Annotated in this window: 6 protein-coding genes and 1 pseudogene; 4 read left to right on the top strand and 3 right to left on the bottom strand. The window is 73.4% G+C overall.

Features of this window, described 5'->3' with window-relative positions; all coding sequences use genetic code 11:
* Nucleotides 1-22 precede the first annotated feature (22 nt).
* Nucleotides 23-10,963, bottom strand: coding sequence for a type I polyketide synthase (locus tag ACFUUZ_RS00715; protein WP_378690887.1), 10,941 nt, complete (start codon nucleotides 10,961-10,963; stop codon nucleotides 23-25).
* A gap of 99 nt (nucleotides 10,964-11,062) precedes the next feature.
* Nucleotides 11,063-12,121: pseudogene (locus tag ACFUUZ_RS00710) on the bottom strand (polyketide synthase); the annotation flags it as partial.
* A 756-nt stretch (nucleotides 12,122-12,877) separates the two neighbouring features.
* Between ACFUUZ_RS00710 and ACFUUZ_RS00705 the strand changes: the two are divergent.
* Nucleotides 12,878-13,132: a hypothetical protein gene (locus tag ACFUUZ_RS00705; RefSeq protein WP_378690761.1), complete on the top strand. Its 255-nt coding sequence runs from the start codon at nucleotides 12,878-12,880 to the stop codon at nucleotides 13,130-13,132.
* Here ACFUUZ_RS00705 and ACFUUZ_RS00700 read toward each other — a convergent pair.
* Nucleotides 13,107-13,787: a sensor domain-containing protein gene (locus ACFUUZ_RS00700; protein ID WP_378690758.1), complete on the bottom strand. Its 681-nt coding sequence runs from the start codon at nucleotides 13,785-13,787 to the stop codon at nucleotides 13,107-13,109. The genes ACFUUZ_RS00705 and ACFUUZ_RS00700 overlap by 26 nt on opposite strands.
* A gap of 216 nt (nucleotides 13,788-14,003) precedes the next feature.
* Between ACFUUZ_RS00700 and ACFUUZ_RS00695 the strand changes: the two genes are divergently transcribed.
* From ACFUUZ_RS00695 to ACFUUZ_RS00685, 3 genes are read left to right on the top strand one after another with little or no spacing between them, the layout of a single operon-like run.
* Nucleotides 14,004-14,324 (top strand): hypothetical protein, encoded by a 321-nt coding sequence (locus ACFUUZ_RS00695; protein ID WP_378690756.1) that lies wholly within the window; start codon nucleotides 14,004-14,006, stop codon nucleotides 14,322-14,324.
* A gap of 10 nt (nucleotides 14,325-14,334) precedes the next feature.
* On the top strand, nucleotides 14,335-14,841 hold the full coding sequence (locus ACFUUZ_RS00690) for a YbaB/EbfC family nucleoid-associated protein (RefSeq protein ID WP_378690754.1): 507 nt from the start codon (nucleotides 14,335-14,337) through the stop codon (nucleotides 14,839-14,841).
* A 7-nt stretch (nucleotides 14,842-14,848) separates the two neighbouring features.
* A complete protein-coding gene (locus ACFUUZ_RS00685; RefSeq protein WP_378690751.1) occupies nucleotides 14,849-21,529 on the top strand; it encodes an alpha/beta hydrolase in 6,681 nt (2,226 codons plus the stop codon).
* The last annotated feature ends 6 nt before the right edge of the window (nucleotides 21,530-21,535 follow it).

Here is a 21,535-nt window from a genome sequence, read left to right as displayed (position 1 = left end):
GTTGCCGTGCGGGTGTCCGTGGCTAGGAGATGTCGAATTCGTCGGCCAGGATGTCGAAGACCTCGTCGTCGGTGGCCGACATCAGATCGGCGGGGTCCGCGTCCGGTTTCGGGGCGCGGGATCGGTGCGGCGACAGCAGCTGCTCGAGCCGGGCCAGCACCCCGTCGAAGAGTTCGCGGTCCTCGGAGATCGACGCGAGTTCCCGTTCCAGGGTCGTCAATACCGTCATGACGGGCTCCTTTCCGCCCCGGAGCTGCTCCCCGACGTAGTCGGCGAGAACCTGCGGGGTGGGATGGTCGAACACGACCGTGGGTTCGAGTTCCAGTCCGGTGATCGCATTGATGCGGTTGCGGAGTTCCACCGCGGCGAGCGAATCGAAGCCGAGGTCGCGGAAGGCGCGCTCCGGCCGGATTCCCGCGATTCCGCTGTGCCCGAGCACCGTTCCCGCCTCGGTGCGGACCAGGTCGATGAGCGCGGTGCGCCGGTCGCTCGCGGTGCCGAGTTCGTCGAGGAAGGGTGTCCGGACGTCCCGTCCGGTCGGTTCGTCCCGGGCGGCGAGCGCGGCGACGGCCGGGATCTCGTGCAGGAACGGCCGGGTGCGGGCAATCGCGTAGGCAGGGTGGAAGCGCGACCAGTCCATGTCCGCGATGGTGATCGCGGTCTCCCCGAGCGCCCCGGCCAGCGCCGGGACGGCGGCGTCCGGTGCCATCGACCGCAGGCCGCGCCGATCCATGGTCTCGCCCACCGCCCCCGCGGCCATGCCGCCCTCGGCCCACGGCCCCCAGGCGATGGCGGTCGTCGGGAGCCCGAGCCAGGAGCGGTGCTCGGCGAGCGCGTCCAGGTAGGCGTTGGCGGCCGAGTACGCGGCCTGCCCGCCCCCGCCCCACACCCCCGCCACCGAGGAGAACAGCACCAGCCGCGGTGCCTCGCCCGGCGTGCCGAGCAGCCGGTGCAGCACGGCGGCGCCGCCGACCTTGGCCGCCGTCACCGCCGCCAGGGCCGCGGCGTCGAGCTCGGCCACGGTGCCCATGGTGCCGACTCCAGCGGTGTGCACCACCGTGGTCAGCGGGTGCTCGTCCGGGATGGCGGCGAGCACTGCGGCGACGGCTTCGGAATCGGTGATGTCGCAGGCGATCACCTCCGCCCGGAGGTCGGGGGCCAGCGTCCGCAGCTCGGCGATCAGCTCACTCGCTCCCGGTGCGGCGGGGCCGCCGCGGGAGAGCAGCAGCAGCCGCGCGGCGCCCTCGCCCGCGGCCCAGCGGGCGACGTGCCCGCCGAGCGCGCCGGTGCCGCCGGTGATCAGCACGGTTCCGCCGGTGAGTGCCACGGCGCGCTCGGCGCCCGCCGGCGCGGGTACCAGCCTGCGCAGGAATGTCCCGGCCGAGCGGATGGCGACCTGATCCTCGGCTCCGGTGCCCGAGAGCACCTCGCACAGGGCCCGCGCGGCGCGGGCATCCAGCACCGCGGGCAGATCGACGAGCCCACCCCAGTTCTCCGGATGCTCCAGCGCCACCACCCGGCCCAGCCCCCAGACCATGGCCTGGAACGGGGCGGTCACCGCGTCCGACGGCCCCACCGCGACCGCGCCCCGCGTGGCCGACCACAGCGGCGCCCGAATCCCGGCGGCCCCGAGCCCCTGCACGAGCGCCGCCGTCGCCACCGTGCCGAGCTCGGTGTCGAGCAGCCCGAGCAGCGACAGCACGCCGGAGACCGGCGCGGTGAGCTCTCGCGTCCACGTCTCACGGTCGGCGATCCGGTCCAGCTCGAGCACGCGGACGACGGTGTCCGCGCCGTTGGCGGCCAGTGCCCGCGCGCAGGCGGCGACGAACTGCTCGTGCCCGGGCGCCGCCGCGATCAGCCAGGTGCCGGTGAGCCTGCCGTCGCCGAGCGGCGCGGTCGTGGGCCGCCACTGCACCCGGTACCGCCAGGAACCCGCGGCGGGCGGAGCGGGCGGCGTCGAATCGAGCCAGTACCGCGTGCGCCGGAAAGCGTAGGTGGGCAATGCCGTCCGGGTGACCGAGCGTCCGGCGTAGACCGCGCGCCAGTCGACCTCGACCCCGGCGGTGAACAGCCGGGCCACCCCGGCGAGCACGGCCTCCGCCTCGTTCTCGCCGCGCAGCAACGCCACCCCGGCACCGCCGGTCAGGCTCGCCAGCGCGCCGTCGCCGAGCTCGACGTAGTGCGTGACCTCCTGCTCCGCCAGGTGGGCGAGGGCAGCGGCGAACCGGACGGTGTCGCGCACGTGCCGGACCCAGTACTCGGGCGAGGTCGCCTGCTCGGCGGTGAGCAGTGCGCCGGTGCTGTCCGAGACCACCGGGAGCTGCGGCGCCCGCAGCTCGACCTGCTCCAGCACCGTGCGGAATTCGTCGAGTATGGGGTCCATCCGGTGCGAGTGGAAGGCGTGCGACACCGTCAGCGGCTTGGTGCGGTACCCCGCCGCCGACCAGTGCTCGGCGACCGCCGTCACCGCGTCCAGATCACCGGAGACCACCACCGCGTCCGGCGCGTTCACCGCGGCGAGCGCCACCCGGGCCGCGTCGGCGCCGAGCACCTCCCGCAGCGAGGCCGCGACCCCGGCTTCGTCGGCGCGGATGGAGACCATGGCGCCGCCCGCCCTGAGCTGCTGCATGAGCCTGCCGCGCTCGGCGACGACCCGCGCCGCGTCCGGCAGCGACAGCACCCCGGCCACGTGGGCCGCGGCAAGCCCGCCGATCGAATGGCCGAGCAGCACATCGGGGGTGAGGGCGAAGGTCTCGAGCAACCGGAACAGCGCCACCTCGATCGCGAACAATCCCGCCTGGGTGTAGTGGGTCTCGTTGAGCAGCAGGGCATCAGGGGAATCCGGCGCGGCGGAGAGCACCTCCCGCAGCGGGCGCGGCAACCACCTGTCCAGGTGCGCGCAGACCTCCTCCAACGCGGCGGCGAAGGCCGGGAAGGCGGCCACCAGATCGCGGCCCATACCGATCCGCTGCGAGCCCTGCCCGCCGAACAGGTACGCCACCCGGTGGTCGGCCCCGGTCACCGAACCCGCGACCACCGCCGGATGCGGGGTGCCCGCAGCGGCGGCGTCCAGCGCGGCCGACAGCTGCTCGGCATCGCGGCCGAGCACCACGATCCGGTCCGGCAGCATCGACCGGCTGGTCACTGTGGACCAGCCCACGTCGGCGGGGTGCTGCCCGGCATGCTCGCGCAACCAACAGGCCAATCGGCCCGCCTGGGCGGCGGCCGCGTGCTCGCCGCGCCCGGAGACCACCCAGACCACCGGTCCATCGGAGCCCTCCGTCGCGGCGGGCTCGTCGGGCGGTGCCGCTTCGAGGACGAGGTGGGCATTGGTCCCGCTGATCCCGAACGACGACACCGCCGCGCGCCGGGGGCGGCCGGTCTCCGGCCAGTCCCGCGCGGCGGTCAGCAGCCGCACCGCACCGGATGCCCAATCCACGTGCGGGCTCGGCTCGTTCACGTGCAGCGTCGCGGGCAGCACCCCGTGCCGCAGCGCGAGCACCATCTTGATCACGCCGGTCACCCCGGCCGCGGCCTGGGTGTGGCCGACATTCGACTTCACCGACCCCAGCCACAGCGGATCTTCCCGGTCCCGGCCGTAGGTGGCCAGCAGCGCCTGCGCCTCGATCGGATCACCGAGCGCGGTTCCGGTGCCGTGCGCCTCGACGACATCCACGTCCGCCGTACCGAGCCCGGCCACGGCGAGCGCCCTGCGGATGACCCGCTGCTGAGCGGGGCCGTTCGGCGCGGTCAGCCCGTTCGACGCACCGTCCTGGTTGATGGCGCTGCCCCGCAGCACCGCGAGCACCGGATGGCCGTTCGCTCGCGCCTCGGAGAGCCGTTCCAGCACGACGACACCGGCACCCTCGGCGGGGCCGAAGCCGTCGGCGGCCGCATCGAAAGCCTTGCAACGGCCGTCCGCGGCCAGTCCGCGCTGCCTGCTGAGATCGACGAACGGCCCCGGCGTCGCCATGACGGTCACGCCGCCCGCGATGGCCATCGAGCACTCCCCCGTGCGCAGCGCCTGGGCCGCCAGGTGCAGCGCCACCAGCGAGGACGAGCACGCCGTATCCACCGTCACCGCGGGGCCTTCCAGCCCGAGCACGTAGGACAGCCGTCCCGACACCACGCTGCCGGAGGTGCCGGTGAGCAGGTACCCCTCGACCTGTTCCGAAACACCCGCGGTGCCGAGCCGCGGGCCGTAGTCCTCCGGCATCGCCCCCGCGAACACGCCGACATCGCTGCCGCGCAGCGATCCCGGGGCGATGCCTGCGTTCTCCAACGCCTCCCAGCCGATCTCCAGCAGCAGCCGCTGCTGCGGGTCCATCGCCAGCGCTTCGCGCGGCGAGATCCCGAAGAACTCGGCGTCGAAATCGGCGGCTTCGTGCAGGAATCCGCCTTCCCTTGCATAGGACTTACCCGCCGCGTCCGGGTCGGGGTCGAAGAGGTTCGCCAGGTCCCAGCCGCGGTCGGCGGGGAAGGCCGTGATGGCGTCGCCGCCGTCCAGCACCAGCTGCCACAGCTGCTCCGGGGTGCTGATCCCGCCGGGCAACCGGCACGCCATGCCGATCACGGCGAGCGGTTCGTCGTCCGGGCGGGCGCGTGGCGCGGGCTCCGGCTCGGCGGTGTCCTCGGCGCGGACCAGGCCGAGCAGGTGAGCGGTGACGGCCGCGGGCGTCGGGTGGTCCAGCGCGACGGTGGTCGCCAGCTCGAGGCCGGTGATCTCGATGAGCGTGGCGCGCAGCTCCACCAGGGTCAGCGAGTCGAAGCCCAGATCCCGAAAGGCGCGATCGGCGCCGATGCTCTCGGTATCCGGCTCGCCGACGACGGCCGCCGCCGCGGCGCGGACCAGGGTGAGCACCCGCCGGTCCTGTTCGGCGCGGGTCAGCCCCGAGAGCCGTTCCGCGAGGACCGATCCTGTGCCGTCGCGCTGCTGCTGCGCGGGCTCCGGCCGCACCCCGGGCAGGTCGTGCAGGAGCGGCCGCGGACGCCCCAGCGCGAAGGTGGCATGGAACCGGGGCCAGTCGGCGTCGACCACGGTGACCGTGCTCTCCCCGTGGTCGACGATCTGCTGCAGCGCCTCCACCGCGAGTTCGGGCGGCATGGCCGCCATGCCGCCGCGCTCGAGCCTGCTGCCCCGCGCACCGGCGGCCATGCCCCGCTCCGCCCACGGGCCCCAGGCGATCGCGGTGGCCGGGAGTCCGGCCGCGCTGCGCCGTTCGGCCAGGGCGTCCAGGTAGGCGTTCGCGGCGGCGTAGGCACCCTGCCCGGCGCCGCCCCATACGCCTGCACCCGAAGAGAACAGCACGAACAGCCGCAGCTCGGGGCGGCCGGTGAGCAGCTCGTCCAGCATTGAGGCACCGAGTGCTTTGGCACTCATGGTGCTCGCGAAGGTGTCGAGATCGGTGTCGGCCAGCGGCAGGTCGCAGTCGCTGCCCGCGGCGTGCAGCACCGCGGAGATCCGGAGATCGGCCAGCGCGGCGGTGAGGGCGGCGCGGTCCGCGGTGTCGCAGCGCCGGATCCGGACCTCACAGCCCGTGGCGACCAAGTCGGTGCGGAGTTCCGCGGCACCGGGGGCGTCCTCGCCGCTGCGGCTGAGCAGCAGCAGGTTGCGCGCACCCTGGCGCACGGCCCAGCGCGCGAGGTGCGCACCGAGCGCGCCGGTACCACCGGTGATCACCACCGTGGCCGCCGTCCAGCCGTCATCAGCGGTCCGCTCGGCGAGCGGCGGAGCCTGCACGAGCCGGCGCACCAGAACTCCGGTGCGCCGCACGGCGATCTGATCCTCGCCGGTGCCAGCTGCCAGGGCCGCGCAGACCCGATCCCAGCTCGGGGCGTCCGGATCGGCGGGCAGGTCGACGGCTCCGCCCCAGCCGCCGGGATGCTCGAGGGCGGCGACCCGCCCCAGCCCCCACACGGGGGCCTGCCCCGGATGCCGGACCGGATCGGACGGGCCGGTGCCGACGGCACCGCCGGTGAGGCACCAGAGCGGAGCCGCGCAACCGGCATCGCCGAGCCCCTGCAGCAGCGCCAGCGTCGCGGCCGCTCCGGCCGGGACCGCCGGGTACCGGGGGTGCGGCTGCTCGTCCAGCCCGAGCAGCGAGACGACGCCGGCGATAGCACCGCCGACGGCCTCGAGGGCGGCACGCCAGTCGCCGCGCCCGGCGCCGGCCGGGCGCAGGCGTTCGACCGTCGCGCCGTGTCGTTCGAGCGCGGCCACGCACTCCTCGGCCCATGAAAGATGTTCTCCGGCGACCAGCCACCGCCCGGTGAGCACCGCAGGCGGGAAGGCGTCCGGGGCGGGCTTCCAGACCACCCGGTGCCGCCAGGTATCGATCTGCGTGCGCCGCCGCCGGGTCTGTCGCCAGGCGGCCAGCCCGGGCAGCACCGCAGCCCAGGCGGCGGTGCCCGCGTCCGCGGCGGTGATCGTCTCGTTCAGTGCCTGAACGTCGCCGCGATCGATCAGCTCCCAGAACCTGGCGTCGTCCGCGGATTCGACGGTCGCGGTCGGCGTTTCGAGCCAATACCGCCGACGCTGGAAAGCGTAGGTCGGCAGTTCCACCCGGTGCCCGCCGCCGCCCTGGCCGGTGGTCAGGGCGACCGGTGTTCCGCTGACGAACAACTGGGCGGCGGCGGTGCGCAGCTGCCGCTGTTCGGGCTGGTCGCGGCGCAGCGATCCGACCACGACGCCGGTGCCGCCGAGCGTCTCCCCGATGGCGGTGGTGAGCACCGGATGCGGCGAGACCTCCACGAACCGGGTGAAGCCTGCCTCGATGGCCGCCCCGACCGCGTCGTGGAACGCGACGGTGGCGCGCAGGTTCTCGTACCAGTACTCGCCGGTGACCACGTCCGGATCGAGCAAACCTGCGGTCACCGTCGAATACACCGGCACCCGGCCGCGCGCCGGGACGATCCCGGCAAGGACCCGCTCCAACTCAGGGCGCAGCACCTCCACCGCGGGTGAGTGCGACGCATAGTCCACCGGCAGCCACCGGGTCCGCACGCCTGCGCCCAGCTCCGCGACGACCTGCTCCAGCGCGGCACCGGAGCCGGAGAGCACCACCGACGCCGGGCCGTTCACCGCGGCGAGGGCCACGCGGCCGTCGGCCAGCGCACCGGCGAACCGTGCGCGCACCTCGGCCTCCGGGACCCCGATCGAGAGCATCGTCCCGGTGCCCGCCAGCCCACACAGCGCGGCGCTGCGCAGCGCCACCACCCGCGCGCCGTCAGCCAGGCTCAGCACCCCGGCGACCACCATCGCGGCGATCTCGCCCTGCGAGTGCCCCACCACCGCCGCGGGTTCGACCCCATCGGCCTGCCATACCGCCGCGAGCGAGACCATGACCGCCCACAGCACCGGCTGCACGACATCCACCCTGGCCAGCAGCTCCTCGTCGCCGATAGCGGCACGCAGCGACCACGACACATACGGCGCCAGCTCGGTTTCGCACTCGGCCATCCGCTGCTGGAACACCGGCGAGGAGGTCAGCAGCTCCCGGCCCATGCCGAGCCACTGGCCCCCCTGCCCCGGGAAGACGAACACGACCCCGGACTCCGCTGCCACGGCACCGGAGACGACGCCGGGGTGCGGCACCTCGGTCGCGGCGGCGTCGAGCGCCGCCAGCAGCTCGGCGCGGTCGGCGCCGAGCACGACCGTGCGGTGCTCGAACAGCGTCCGCGATCCGAGCAGCGCGCGGCCGGCCTCGGCCAGCCACGCCCGCGTCGTCACCGTCTCCGGTTGTCCGCGCAGCCAAGCGGCGATCCGCTCGGCCTGCGCGGTGGCCGCCCGACGGCCGCGGCCGGAAAGCACCCAGGCCACCGGCACCTCGGCCGGCCCGGGATCGGCGACCGGAGGCTCCGGGATGTCCGGTGCCTGTTCGATCACGACGTGCGCGTTCGTCCCGCTGATCCCGAACGACGACACCGCCGCCCGGCGGGGGCGGCCGGTGACCGGCCAGTCCCGCGCCGCCGTCACCAGCTCGACCGCGCCGGAGCCCCAATCCACGTGCGGCGTCGGCTCGTTCACGTGCAGGGTGGCGGGCATCACCGCGTGCCGCAGCGCCAGCACCGCCTTGATCACCCCGCTCACTCCGGCGGCGGCCTGGGTGTGGCCGATGTTCGACTTCACCGAGCCGAGCCGCACCGGCTCGCCGCCCTCCCGGTCCTGCCCGTAGGTGGCGAGCAATGCCTGCGCCTCGATGGGATCACCGAGCGTCGTTCCGGTGCCATGCGCCTCGACCAGATCCACGTCGGCGGCGGTCAACCCGGCCGCGGCCAGCGCACGGCGGATCACCCGCTGCTGTGCGGGGCCGTTCGGCGCGGTCAGCCCGTTGGAGGCGCCGTCCTGGTTCACCGCGCTGCCGCGCAGCACCGCCAGCACCCGACGCCCGCCGGCCATGGCCGCCGAGAGCCGCTCCAGCACCAGGACGCCGACGCCCTCGGCCCATCCGGTGCCGTCGGCGGCGCCGGCGAAGGACTTGCACCGGCCGTCCGGGGCCAGCCCGCGCTGCCGCGCGAAATCCACGAAGATGCCGGGGGTGCCGAGTACGGTCACCCCGCCCGCCACGGCCAGCGAGCACTCCCCCGACCGCAGCGCCTGCCCCGCCAGGTGCAGCGCCACCAGCGACGACGAGCACGCGGTATCCACCGTCACCGCCGGGCCCTGCAACCCCAGCGCGTACGCGACCCGGCCGGACACCACGCTGCCCGCCGAGCCGGTCAGCAGGTAGCCCTCGACGCCGTCCTCGACATCCGAGCTGCCCAGCCGCGGGCCGTAGTCCTCCGGCATCGCTCCGACGAACACTCCGGTATCGCTGCCGCGCAACGTTTCCGGATCGACACCGGCGCGCTCCAGCGCCTCCCAGCTCGTCTCGAGCATCAGCCGCTGCTGCGGATCCATCGCCAGCGCCTCGCGCGGCGAGATCCCGAAGAAGCCTGCATCGAAATCGCCCGCGCCCGCCAGGAATCCGCCCTCGCGGGCATAGGACTTGCCCGCGGCGTCCGGGTCGGAGTCGAACAGGTTCGCCAGATCCCAGCCGCGGTCGGCCGGGAAGCCGGTCACCGCGTCGCCCTCGTCCAGCAGGAACTGCCAGAACCGCTCGGGGTCGGAGATTCCACCGGGCAACCGGCACGCCATGCCGACCACCGCGATCGGTTCGTCGGCGGGGACCTGCGGGAGCTCCGCGCCGGTCTCGGCGCCGCCGCGCAGGAATTCCGCGACCGCCAGCGGGGTCGGGTGGTCGAAGACGAGGGTGGCAGGCACCGGCGCGCCCGTCGCCTCGGCGAGCGCGCGCTGCAGCCGCGTCGCCATGATCGAGTCGAAGCCGAGGTCGCGGAAGGTCAGGCCGACAGAGACGACGCCCGGGTCGGTGTGGCCGAGCACGACGGCCGTGTGCTTGCGGACGAGTTCGAGGGCGTCACCGGAGTCGGCCACCGGCACTCGCGGCCGCAGATCGTTCTCGGCCGGGCGCGCCGGAGCCGGGACGGGCTCGGCGCCGTCGGTCTCCGCCCAGAAGGACCGGCGCTGGAAGGCGTAGGTCGGCAGCCGCACCCGGTGGGCGTCCGGGCCGTATGCCGCGGCCCAGTCGACGATAGTGCCGGTGACGAAGAGCTGTGCCGCCGCGAGCAGCAGCTGCGCGCGCTCGGGCTGGTCGCGCCGCAGCGATCCCACCACCACACCGGCGCCACCGAGCGTCTCGTCGATGGCCCCGACCAGCACCGGATGTGGCGAGACCTCGATGAACCTGGTGAATCCGGCGGCCGCGGCCGCGGTCACCGCATCGTGGAAAGCGACTGTGCCACGCAGGTTCTCGAACCAGTACTCGGCATCCATCCGGGTGGTGTCGAGCACGCACGCGGTCACCGTCGAGTACACCGGCACCCGGCTCGCGACGGGCGTGAGCCCGGCCAGGGTCCGGGTCAGCTCGGCGCGCAGAATCTCGACGGCAGCCGAGTGTGAAGGGTAGTCCACCGGTAGCCACCGGGTCCGCACCTCGGCGTCGAGGCCGTCCACGACCCGGCGCAGTTCGGGCTCAGGGCCGGAGAGCACCACCGCGGCGGGGCCGTTGACGGCCGCGATAGCCACCCGGCCCTCGGCCAGCGCAACCGCGCAGTGTTCGCGGATCCGGTCCAGCGGCAGCGCGATCGACAGCATGGTTCCGGTGCCGCGCAGCGCGCGCAGCGCCATGCTCCGCGAGGCCACCACCCGGGCCGCGTCGGCGAGGCCGAGCGCGCCTGCGACGACCGCCGCGGCGATCTCGCCCTGCGAGTGCCCGATGACGGCGCCGGGGCGCACGCCGTGCGCCTCCCACACCGCCGCGACCGAGACCATGACGGCCCACAGCAGCGGCTGCAGCACATCGACCTGCCCCACGGTCGCCTCATCGCCGTGGGCGAGCACCTCGGTCAGCGACCACGACACCCAGGGCGCGAGCGCCGATTCGCATTCGGCGATCCGCCGGGCGAATACCGTGGAGGAGGCGAGCAGTTCGCGGCCCATGCCCAGCCACTGGCCGCCCTGCCCCGGGAATACGAAGACGGTACCGAGTTCATCCGGCACCACCGCCCCGGTGATCACGGCTGGGTGCGGCTCGCCCGCGGCCAGCGCGGCGAGGCCGGAGGTCAGCGATTCATGACTGTCACCGACGACAACGGCCCGATTCTCGAACAGCGTGCGCGTGGACGCGAGGGACCATCCGGTGTCCCGAATATCGGTGCCGGTATTCTTCCGGGCCCATTCCGACAGCGTCGACGCCTGGCCGCGCAGCGCGGCCCGCCCCCGCCCGGAGAGCAGCCACGGCACAGGCCCCTCGGCTTCGGGACGTTCGACCGGTTCCGGCGCCGGAGCATGGGGTGCGCCGGACAGCACGACGTGGCAGTTGACCCCGCCGAAGCCGAACGACGACACGCCGCCGTGAACAGGGGCGTCACCGCCGCCGAGCGCGACGGCCGAACGCGCGACCACGATGCCGGATCCGGCCAGGTCGATCGCCGGATTCGGTTTCTCGAAATTGAGGCTCGCGGGATACTTGCTGTTCGCGATACTGAGCGCCGCTTTGATGAATCCGGCTATTCCGGCGGCACCGTCGAGGTGGCCGATATTGGTTTTCACCGAGCCGACGGGCAACGGTTCGGCACGCCGCGGGAAATCCCTCGATACTGCGCCGAGAGCATCTGCTTCGACACGATCTCCGACAGCGGTTCCGGTTCCGTGCAATTCCACGAAATCGATGTCGGCGGCGGTGACCCCGGCACGCAGGCGCGCTTTCCGGATAACTTTTTCCTGACCTTCGACGCTCGGCGCCGTCAGCCCGAAAGTGGCGCCGTCGTTGTTGACGGCGCTGCCGCGAACGACGGCATAGACATGGTCACCGGCTGCGATTGCGGAATCAAGATTCTTCAAGACGACGACCCCGGCGCCTTCGCCGGGCACGAAACCGTTCGCGCGCGAATCGAAAGTGAAACATTTGTGGTCGGGTGAGATGACGCCGAGTTCGCCGAGCAGTCGGTGTCTTCGTCTGGTCAGATCGATGTTCACCCCGCCGGCGACGGCGGTGTCGGATTCGCCGGTGCGAATGCTCTCGCACGCCATGTGCACGGCCACCAGCGACGACGACTGTGCTGTGTCGACGAGCAGGCTGGGCCCGGTGAGGTCGAGGAGATACGACAGCCGATTGGCGATAACAGCCCTACTACCACCGGTTATGGCGTGATGGCCACGCCCGGCCAGGTAGTCGTCACCGGAGACGCCGAGGAAGACGCCGACCGGTTCCCGGGCCAGTTCACCGGGGGCGATACCCGCGTCCTCGAAAGCCTCCCAAGCGGTCTCCAATATCAACCGCTGCCGCGGATCCATCGCCACGGCTTCCTCGGCCGAGATACCGAAGAACTCCGGATCGAAAGTGTCGACCCGATTCAGATAACCCCCGTCCGGCAATACCGAATCGGTGGATTTGTAGAGCAGGGCACGCGAATTCGACGGTGGACCGATCCCGCTCGACGCTTTCGTCAACAAATCCCATAAAGAATCGACATCGTCGGCGCCGGGGAATCGGCAAGATATTCCGACTACAGCGATAGGGCCCGAGTCGAGCAAGATAGAAACTCCTCCACCGCTGCACACAGCCGACTGACCGCAGCAATTCCCGCAAATACTGTTTCGAACTCCCCTTTCCCACTTCGACGGTAACCCCGGTCTACGGGGCTGTCAACCGGAGAGGCAATCGTGCAGCAGACGCGAAGAACGACCTTCCGTTCCAGGTGTCACCGAGTGAGGTTTGCCTTACGGCGCGTCGAGATCGGAATTGCGAGAAATTAGCCGCATGCTTGGCCTGGCTGCGAGGTGCCCGCGCGGCGCACCCTACTGGTTGCCATCGACTCATTGCACGCCGCACTCGTTCGATTTGAAGGTGAAACGTCCTATAAATCTATATGCACAGCAATTGCACGGCGCGCACCTTTGTCGACGCCGGAGGTTTACCCGCGCGGAACGCGCGTCCGGGCCTGGGCGCCCGTGGTGGTTGCGCGGGGATGCCGATGGTTCTCGGGGCACGGCCATAGCTCACGGATTGCCGATCGCCGGGCGGAGGCAGCGATGCCCATGATCCGCAACCACGGCGATGATGCGCGCCCGGGGGCGGGAGGCCGGTGCCGGGTTGACGATGGAATGCATCAGCCGACTGCGGCGACCGGGTCGCGCTGCTGGTCGCCACCCACCGCGGCGGCACCGTCGCGGCCGTCGACCGCGCGGTGCGGCAGCTCGGGCCGCGGCTCGTCGCGGTGCATCCGCTGGGCGGGGTGGCCACCGCCGACACCTGCGCCACGCTGCCCGGCCTACACCCGCGCCGCCAATACCGGCGGGCCGTGGCCGCCCGCGGCGGTGCGCTACCAGCGCGACGGGCTCGACCTCACCGTCACCGGCAATCGCGGGGTCGGCACCGACCGACTGGTCGCCGCCGCCACCGAGCTCGCCGCCGCCCCCGCCGCGATCGACGCGCTGCTCACCCACGACGTCGACCTGGAGACCGGCGTCGACGTCATGAACACGCTCTGCGCCGAGCGCAGGCGCAGCCTCGGCGACCAGCTGGTGCTGCGGCTGGTCGTCACCCTCAATGCGGAGCTGGTCGTGCCCTGACCCCGGCCGCCGCCTCGCCGGTGGTCACGTACTGGAGGTGGCCCCGCGTCACGACGAGCCGGGTGAGCAGAACCTGGGCGAAGGCGGCCTGCAGGGCGGCGCAGCCGCGCTGGACGACGTAGACGGTGAGCAGTGCCGCGACGCCGACGAGCGTGTAGAAGATCGTCCGATTCGACGCCGTGTCCGCGCCCATCACCGCCTCGATGAAGACATCGTTGCCGTCGCCCCGCGGGATGAACCGGCCCCAGAACCAGTACGTCAACCCGCCCGACGCCATGGCCCACCAGGTGATCGGCAGGACGAAGGCGACGATCGCGATGGGCAGGTTCGCCACGGCGTGCAGCAGGTCCAGCCAGCTCTGCGGCTGCGTGATCGGGGCGGTCGTGCGGCGGAACCAGCCCGCCCCCTCCGGGGCCGGGGCGTAGCGGGGGCGGGGTGTCGCCCTGCCCGTCAGTCGCGCGAGGCGGACGCGCTCGATGTCGGCGAAGCCGCGCGCGAGCAGCAGGGTCAGTGCGAGCAAGGGGATTCCGATGAAGACGACCACCGTGCCGAGGCCTGCGGCGAACAGCGGCACGGTGACGCTGAAGGCGAGCACGGCCAGGGGCAGCCCCAGGACGGTGTGGGCGAAGTCGAGGCCGAGGCGCCGGAGAATCATGGGATCGACGCTAGGACCGGCCATGTCGCGGCGGAATCACCCCCGGGTATGGGATCGCACTGGTTCCGGAGGGTGAGGAGGCGGCGAATACCGTGCCTTCCTGACATTTCGGCAACGCCCCCTTTGCCGACAACCGAATAATCGTGCACAGTCGAGTGACTGGAGCCGTATCTTTCGGCGGAGCCCGTGCGCCGGAAGTGGATCGAAGGGGTCGTGATGGCAGGCAGAGTCGAAGTCGATCCGGAGGGGTTGCAGCGCGTCGCGAACCAGATCGGGCATCTCGGGGACCAGCTCCGCGCCCTCGCGGCGCGCGCGGAGGACGCGCTCGCGCCGGGGTCGGCCGCCTGGGGTGATGACAGGTTCGGTGCGAAATTCGCCATGGCCAGCGGGGATTCGGCCGGTTTCGCGGCGGGCGCGGACAGCACCGCGCTCAGCACCGGGAATCTGGGGGCGACGCTCGAGTCGGTCTCCGACGGGCAGGTCCAGGCCGCGGGCGCGCTGCGCAACAACGAGCAGGCGTCCGCCGACAGCTTCTGAGAGGGCGCCGGTGCCGAATCACAACGCCGAGGCGAGCACGGCCGCGCTGCTCGCCGACCTCCGCGGCCGGATGACCGCGCTCGCGCTCGCGCAGCAGCGGCGCGCCCAGCTCACCGCGACGGCGACCGCGCGGGGCAAACGGATCTCGGTGACGGTCAATGCCGACGGTGTGCCGATCGAGCTCAAGTTCTCGCCGTCCATCGACGAACTGCGGTACGAGGAGATCGCCAAGGCCGTCATCGCGGCCGCCCAGGAGGCGGCGGCCGACGTCGCCAGGCAGACCAAGGAGCTGGTGGCGCCGCTGCTGGACGAGCGCGCCCGGCTGCCGAGGATCTCCGAGCTGGTCGAGGGCATGCCGGATTTCGCGAGCGAGGTCCCGCCGCTGCCGCCCGCGCCGATCACGCCACCGAACTCGGCCGAGCGGGTCGACGCCGCCGAGCGGGCCGCGGCCGCTGCCTACAGCGACGTCGAGGACACCGGGCGGGGTTCCGGCGGGGTCACCGACTCCAGCTGGTGATCGGCGGATGCCTCTCTCCATCCCCCCGTGGCTCGAGTGGGTCGAGTGGGTCGCGGGCAGCGACTGGCCGCACGGCAACGAGGACGCCATGTGGGCGATGTCGCGCGAACTGCGCGCCATCGGCGGCGAGGTCGAGCGGCTGCTCGACGAGTTGGACGAGGCGACCCGCGCCACCATGGCGGTCTACCCGGCGGGCCAGGGCCGGGATCGGATGGCCGAGTTCCTCGGCGGCCTGCGCTCCGGGGACAGCTCGCTGCAGCAGCTCGCCGACAACTACACGGCGCTCGCGGAGTCCGCCGATCAGATGGGCGATCAACTCCAGGCCGCGAAGCTGAACGTCATCGCGGGGCTGGTGCTGCTCGCCGCCGAGCTGATGTACGCGCTCTTCCTCGGGCCGGGGGCGCCGTTCGCGCAGGCGGCCGCGATCGCGGTGGCGCAGACCGCGTTCCGCTGGCTCGGTATGCGGCTGCTCAACCTGATCCAACGCGCGGTCGCCCGGTTGATCGCCAATCAGGTCGCGCGGACCATCACGACCCGCGTGGTGTACGAGATCACCCAGGAGGCCTTCGTCGAGGCGCTGCAGGGTGCGGCGCAGGAGCTCTCGGTGCAGGCGATCCAGGTCGGCGGCGGGCACAAGGACGGCTTCGACTGGGGCCAGGTCGGGCTCAATACCGGGATCTCCGCCGTGGCGGGCGCGGCCGGTGGTGCCGGTGGCGGTTTCCTGCACCACGTGCTGCCGACCGGGATGCCGGGGGCGGTGCGGGGGGCGCTCGTCGGGGCCGGGGCCGGGGCCATCGGTGCGGGTGGAGCCTACGGGGCTACCGGGTTGTTCACCGGGAACTGGGAGTTCGATCCCCGAATGCTCACCGGCGGGGTGATCGGCGGGATGGGGCCGAGCGCGGTGTACGGGGCGCGGAATTCGTCGGATTTCTCCGGGGCGCCGATGTCGGGGGCGGATGCTCTCGGTCGGGGGACGGGGGGTGCGGACGGAAGTACCGCGGGACCGGGGAATTCGGAGTTCGGTGCGGACGGGCAGCCTGCCACCGCGGGGGACTCCGCTGCGGAATCGTCGGCGGTGGCCGGAGATTCGGCGGCGCAGGGCGGCGCCGATGGCGGCGTGGACGCCGACGCAGGCGGCCCGGGGTCGGCGCACGCCGGGGACGTCCCATCGGGGGACGCGGGTTCGGGTGCGCCGCTGGTCGAGGGCAACCGCGGAGCCCAGGTCGCGGACGGTGCTGCGGGTTCGCCCGTCGTGGCTGCCGCCGCGAGCGACGGTGCCGGTACCGGGGGCGTGCGCGAGGGTGACGGGAGCACCGGCGCACCGGTCGAGGACGGAGTACGGGACGATCCTGCCGCCGGAGTGCGGGACGGCGGCGGAGTGGAAGGCGAATCCGCCGGACAACCTGGTAGCGATACGAACGGTGATCCCGAAGGACGGCACGACGGGGCGCCCGGGGGTAGGCACGACGGTGGGACGGATCCGGGCACGAGGGGCACGGACGGCGCCGACACCGGCGTGCAGGCGGCGAACGTGGGGAGCGATCCGTCGCGCGACGGTGGCGCCGAGCCGGGCGTCGCCACGGCGGAGGGGGACTCCGGAGTGCGCGCCGACGGGACGGCGGAGAGGGACGGCGGTGGTGCCGGTCGCGCGGGCGACGGCGGTTCCCGTGCTGAGAACGGCAGTGGTTCCCCAGCGCGGGATGGCAATCCCGCCGGGGCGCTCCCCGGCGCGGCGGGCTCCGCGGGCGGGTCGGCGATCAGCGCAGCTTCTTCGTCCAGCGCGACTTCTTCGACCGGCGCAACTACTTCGACCGGCGCAACTACTTCGACCGGCGCGAATTCGTCGACCAGCGCGACTTCGTCGACCAGCGCGACTTCGTCGGTCGGCGCGAGTGGCGCTACCGGTGCGAGTTCCGCGAGCGGTCACCCAGCGAGCGCCGGGACCGGACCGCCCGCGCAAGCGAGCCCGATGCCGAAGGCCGGCCCTGCGGCCCTCGGTGCACACAGTGCGACCGGCGCGGGCCCGACGCAGGGGACCGCACCCGGCACCGGAGCACATCCCACCTCCCCGCCCTCGGCGGCATCGGAGCTTCCGCGCACCGGTCTGCCCGGCGACACCGCCGCCCCGCACGCCCGCCCGGGCGCACCGGACCTCGCCTCCCCCATCGACGCCACCTCCACCGGTCGGGAGGTCCCGCAACAGCACCCGGCCGATACCGGCCCGGAACTCGCCCCGGTCCTCCTCCCGGAAACGCAGGCACCCCGACCCCGGACCACCACAACCGTCGGCAACGGCGACGGCAGCGTCCCGCACACCACCATCGACACCCCCGCGCCCGAACGCGCACCGACACCGGGCAACTGCGGCCCCGAAGCCCTGGCGGTGGCCGCCGCCCGGACACCGCCGGGCACCGTCACCCTCCCGGACGACCCCGGCCCGGCCGGCCTCACAGCGGAAACCATGCAGCAGCACGCGGGCACCGGCTTCCGGGAGGCACCCTCGCACGACCAGGTGATCGCCGACCTCATGGCGCTCGGCGACGGCGCCACCGTCATCGTCGTCGACGAGTACCAGGGCCCGGCGAACAGCAACGGCGTCGGCGCCCACGCCTACACCCTCACCCTGGACAACGGCGTCGTCACCGTGCACGACCGGGCTGCCCTCGGCGGCACCCGCCCGCTCGCGGACTGGGCACCGGCCCACCCGGTCGCCCGCACCCTGACCCTCTCCTACGCCGCCGACGGCACCCCACTGCACCCGGTCACCGCGGACACCGCCGGACCGATGGCCAGGATCGGCGCGCCGCAGCCGTCGACCGGCGTCGTCGAGGCGGTGGGCGACGCGCACGGCTCCGCCCGGGTCGGCCCCCCGCTCGCCGACACCGACATTCCGGCGCGCGTCGTCCCCGACCTGCGGCTGGTGACGCCGGACGGCCTGATCTGGAACCCGAGGGCGAACGCCTTCGAACTCCCCGGCAGCGAGCCCCGCCGCACCATCCGGTTGGGGACCGGCCCGGTCCCGGACAACCACCGCGGCACCTACACCACCCGCCCGGACGGCACCGGCTACGACATCATCCTCTCGCCCGGCACCAGGGACGCCGACATCACGCGGACTGTGGCGAACCTGCTCGCCCAGATCCAGGCGATCGAGCACGGCACCACCCCCGGCCCGGCGGGCCGCGTCGCCGAACTCAGGGTGCTCGCCACCGAGGTGGACCGCGCCCTGGCCGACCCCACCCGGGCCGAGCAGCTGCCCGCACGCCGCGCGGCCCTGGCCGAGCTCGTCGAACACGTCGGCGACGCCGTGCACCGGGCAGCCCCGGGACTGGCACAGCGCCTCCGGCTGGAGCAGCAGGACGCACTCGCCGTCCGCCCGCAGTTCTCCCCCGCCCTCACCGACGCCGAATTCGACGCCGCCACCGCCGAGCACCTGGCCCGCCTGGAGCAGCACCTCGTCGGCGAGCACGCCCCCGCCCTGCGCGCCGCCGAACAGCTCGGGCTGCACGGCCGCATGCACGAGGAGCTGGCCCGCCGCATCTTCGACCCGGTGTTCGACCGGTCGACGGCGGCCGCCCGCAAGCCCATCCGGGCCGCGCTGGACGAACTGCTCGCCCCGATCACCCGGGCGATCAACGCCCCCGACCTCCCACCGGCCCGGCGCGCCGCCGCCATGCACGCCGCCATCGACGCACTGGCGAACTCCGAGACGGCCGCCCCCGCGCTGCGCGCCGTGCTCGATGTCGAGGCCATGCACCGCGCGGCGGACGCCTTCGCGGCGGCGCCGACCCGAATCGCCGCCGTCCTTGACCACACCACCGGAACGGTCCGCCTGGAGCAGGAGCTACCCGGCCGCCCGCGCGGCAGCGAGCTGTCCGCCACCGATCTGCTGCACCTGATCGACGACGCCAACCGCGGCGCCGTCGCCAACGGCCTCGCCGTCGACTACGTCCTGATCGTGCACGACCGGGTGGGCGACCACTCGACGCTGCAGCTCCTCCCCCGCCCGCAACCGCAGCACCGGCTGCCGCTGGAGCAGAACCTGCGGCACACCGACGGCGCCCCGTTCGAGCGGCACCCGCTGCCCTCCGCCCCGGCCGCCGCGGCGGGCGCGCACACCGTGGACGTCGGCGTCGGGCGCAGCGCCTTCGCCGCAGAGCTGACGCCGGACGCGGACCGCGGTGGCGGCGGCATCGTGATCCAGACCGAGCTCACCGGCGACTACGCCGATGCCGGGCAGCGCCGCCGGGACCTCGGCGTGCTCGACCCCGGCGCGCTGCCGGTGCCCGGCGCGGTGACGGTGTACGCGGACCTGCTCGGCGGCGGCGCGTTCCTGAACGCGGGCGACAACGGCGGCATCGGCCGGATCTTCGTCAACAATGTCAGCGCGCACCTCACCGACGCCGACTACGACGCACTCGCCCGCAGGCTGCCCGCGGCGCTGGCGCCGGGCGCCAGGATCGAGGTGCAGTGGGACATGAAGTCCGAGCAGGCGGACGGCACCGGGCACCCCGGCGACCGCGGGCACATCCGGGCCGACCTGCTGCTCGACGCGCTGCGGCGGGTACACCCGCCCGCCGTCGCGGACGCCTTCCGGATCACGGAGAGCCAGGTCTTCGGCCACCCCGGCACCGAGAACTACGCGTACTCCATCGACGCGGGGGTGCGGAATGTGATCAGCGCGGAGGCGATGGCCCGCTTCGCGCCGCCCATCCCGGACCACCGCGCGGTGATCGTCTACGAACCGGGCACGCACCGGATCACCGACATCGTGCTCCCCGGCTCCGACCGCTCGGTGGTGTACGGCCCGTTCCCGGCCGAGCACCTCGACACGCTGCACGAACAGCTTCCCGACGCCGTCGACCGGGCGGTGCGTGGCCACGGCGACCTGACCCACGAGGCGGCGGGCCCCGGCCGCTACCGCATCACCGACCCGAACGGCACCTTCGAGGTCAGGGTGGAGACGGCGCGGCTCGACTCCCCCACCGCCGCGCAGGCCTTCGCGCACCCCGGGAAGGGCGAGTACCTGGTCCAGGTCGACGAGCGGCTGCGGCCGGACCAGGTGGAGCGCTCGCTCGCGCGGGTGCTCGGCGAGACCGTGGAGTTCCGCCGCCGGTTCGCCGCGGGCGAGTTGGTGCAGCACACGCAGGGCGGCGTGCTGCGGCCCGGGCCGGCCGCCGCGGACGCCACCCTCACGGCGAACGACCGCGGCCGGGTCCAGGAGCTGCGCGTCCTGGCCGAGCAGGCGGACTGGGCGGGCGCCGACCGCTGGGAGGCGGTGCTCGTGGTCGAGGCGCTCGGGCTGCGGGACGGCACGCCGGGCAGCGGGCGGCGCAGGCAGCTCGTCCTCGAACACCTCACCGGCCCCGCCCTGGCCCGGGTCGAGCTGCTGCTCGCCGATGTCGGCAGGGCGGAGACCGCGCTGCCGCAGGCGGATCGCGCGCTGATCACGGAGGCACGGGAGGGGATCCGCACCGCCAACGCGCTCGACTTCCTGACCCTGCGATCGCACATCGCGACCACCAGGGCGCACGTGACCTTCCGGCGGCAGGCAGCGGCGGCGGGCGCCACCGTCGACCTGGTCGAGGAGGCGGACGCGCGCTGGTATCGGTGGCCGCCGCACGCCGAGGTGACCCCGGCCGCCGCGCCGCCGGACATCGGGCTGCCGACCGGCCCGGAGGCGCTGCACGAGCGGTGGTCGCGGCTCACCCCGGCCGAGCGGGACGCCTGGTACCGGACCGACCGCTTCCTCGGCAACCGCGACGGCATCCCGCACCTGGACCGCGACCACTACAACCGGCAGACCCTGGCCGCGCTGCACACCGAGACCGCGCAGCGCTTCGCCGCGGCGAAGCGGGACGGCCGGGAGGACGCGGCCGAGCAGGCGAAGCAGCGGCTGTCGGTGATCACGGACATGCTGACGCTGCTGGACGCACCCCGGCGCGACGGCCCGCCCTACCTGCTCTCCTACCTCGACGCCGAGCTGCGCTACGTCTACGCGCTCGGCGACCCGGACACCGCGCGGAACGTGGTGGTCGAGTTGGCGGGCGCCTTCCGGCGGCGCAGCGGCGTCGGCTACGCCGTGCAGACGCTGGCGCAGCTGCGCCAGGCCGCGCTCGCGGTCGACCCGGAGGCGGCCACCGCGACGCTGCTCTTCGGCGCCTACGACAACCCGAATTCGCTGGCCACCGCGTTGAGTTCGGTACCGGCAGAGGAGGGGGCGCCGACCATCCGCAGGCTGCACGAGGGGCTGCGCGCCACGCATCAGGGGCCGGTGCGGATCACCACCATCGCGCACTCCTACGGCGGCGTCGCGGGCGGCCACGCGGCCGGGCACGGCCACGCCCTCGACACCGACGCGCTGGTCTTCGTCGGCAGCTGGGGCACCGGGGTGCCGCACCTCGGCGAGCTGCGGCTGACCGGGGTCGACCCGGCGGAGCTGCCGAACCACGTCTTCGCCACCATGGCCCGCTACGACTCCATCCTGCTGATGCCGAGCACGCACGGCCCACCGCCCGCCACGCCCGCCTTCGGCGCCACGGTGTTCGAATCCGCCTCCCGGCCCAGCAACACCCTGCTCGGCTGGAACCCCGACGACCACACGGCGCCCAACTACCTCGACTCCACCCACCCCTCGTACACCGCGCTGGGGCAGATCATCAACGGGCTGGGGTATCTGCTTCGATGAGCGCGA

Source organism: Nocardia sp. NPDC057353 (genome assembly GCF_042667085.1).
Taxonomy (GTDB): domain Bacteria; phylum Actinomycetota; class Actinomycetes; order Mycobacteriales; family Mycobacteriaceae; genus Nocardia.
Note: the sequence above shows the minus strand (reverse complement) of the source record. Positions and strands in the feature narration are given on the sequence as shown.

Excerpts from the sequence above, each read along its gene's own strand:
- ACFUUZ_RS00700 (WP_378690758.1), bottom strand. The coding sequence starts at position 13,787 with ATGATTCTCCGGCGCCTCGGCCTCGACTTCGCCCACACCGTCCTGGGG.
- ACFUUZ_RS00695 (WP_378690756.1), top strand. The coding sequence starts at position 14,004 with ATGGCAGGCAGAGTCGAAGTCGATCCGGAGGGGTTGCAGCGCGTCGCG.
- ACFUUZ_RS00685 (WP_378690751.1), top strand. The coding sequence starts at position 14,849 with ATGCCTCTCTCCATCCCCCCGTGGCTCGAGTGGGTCGAGTGGGTCGCG.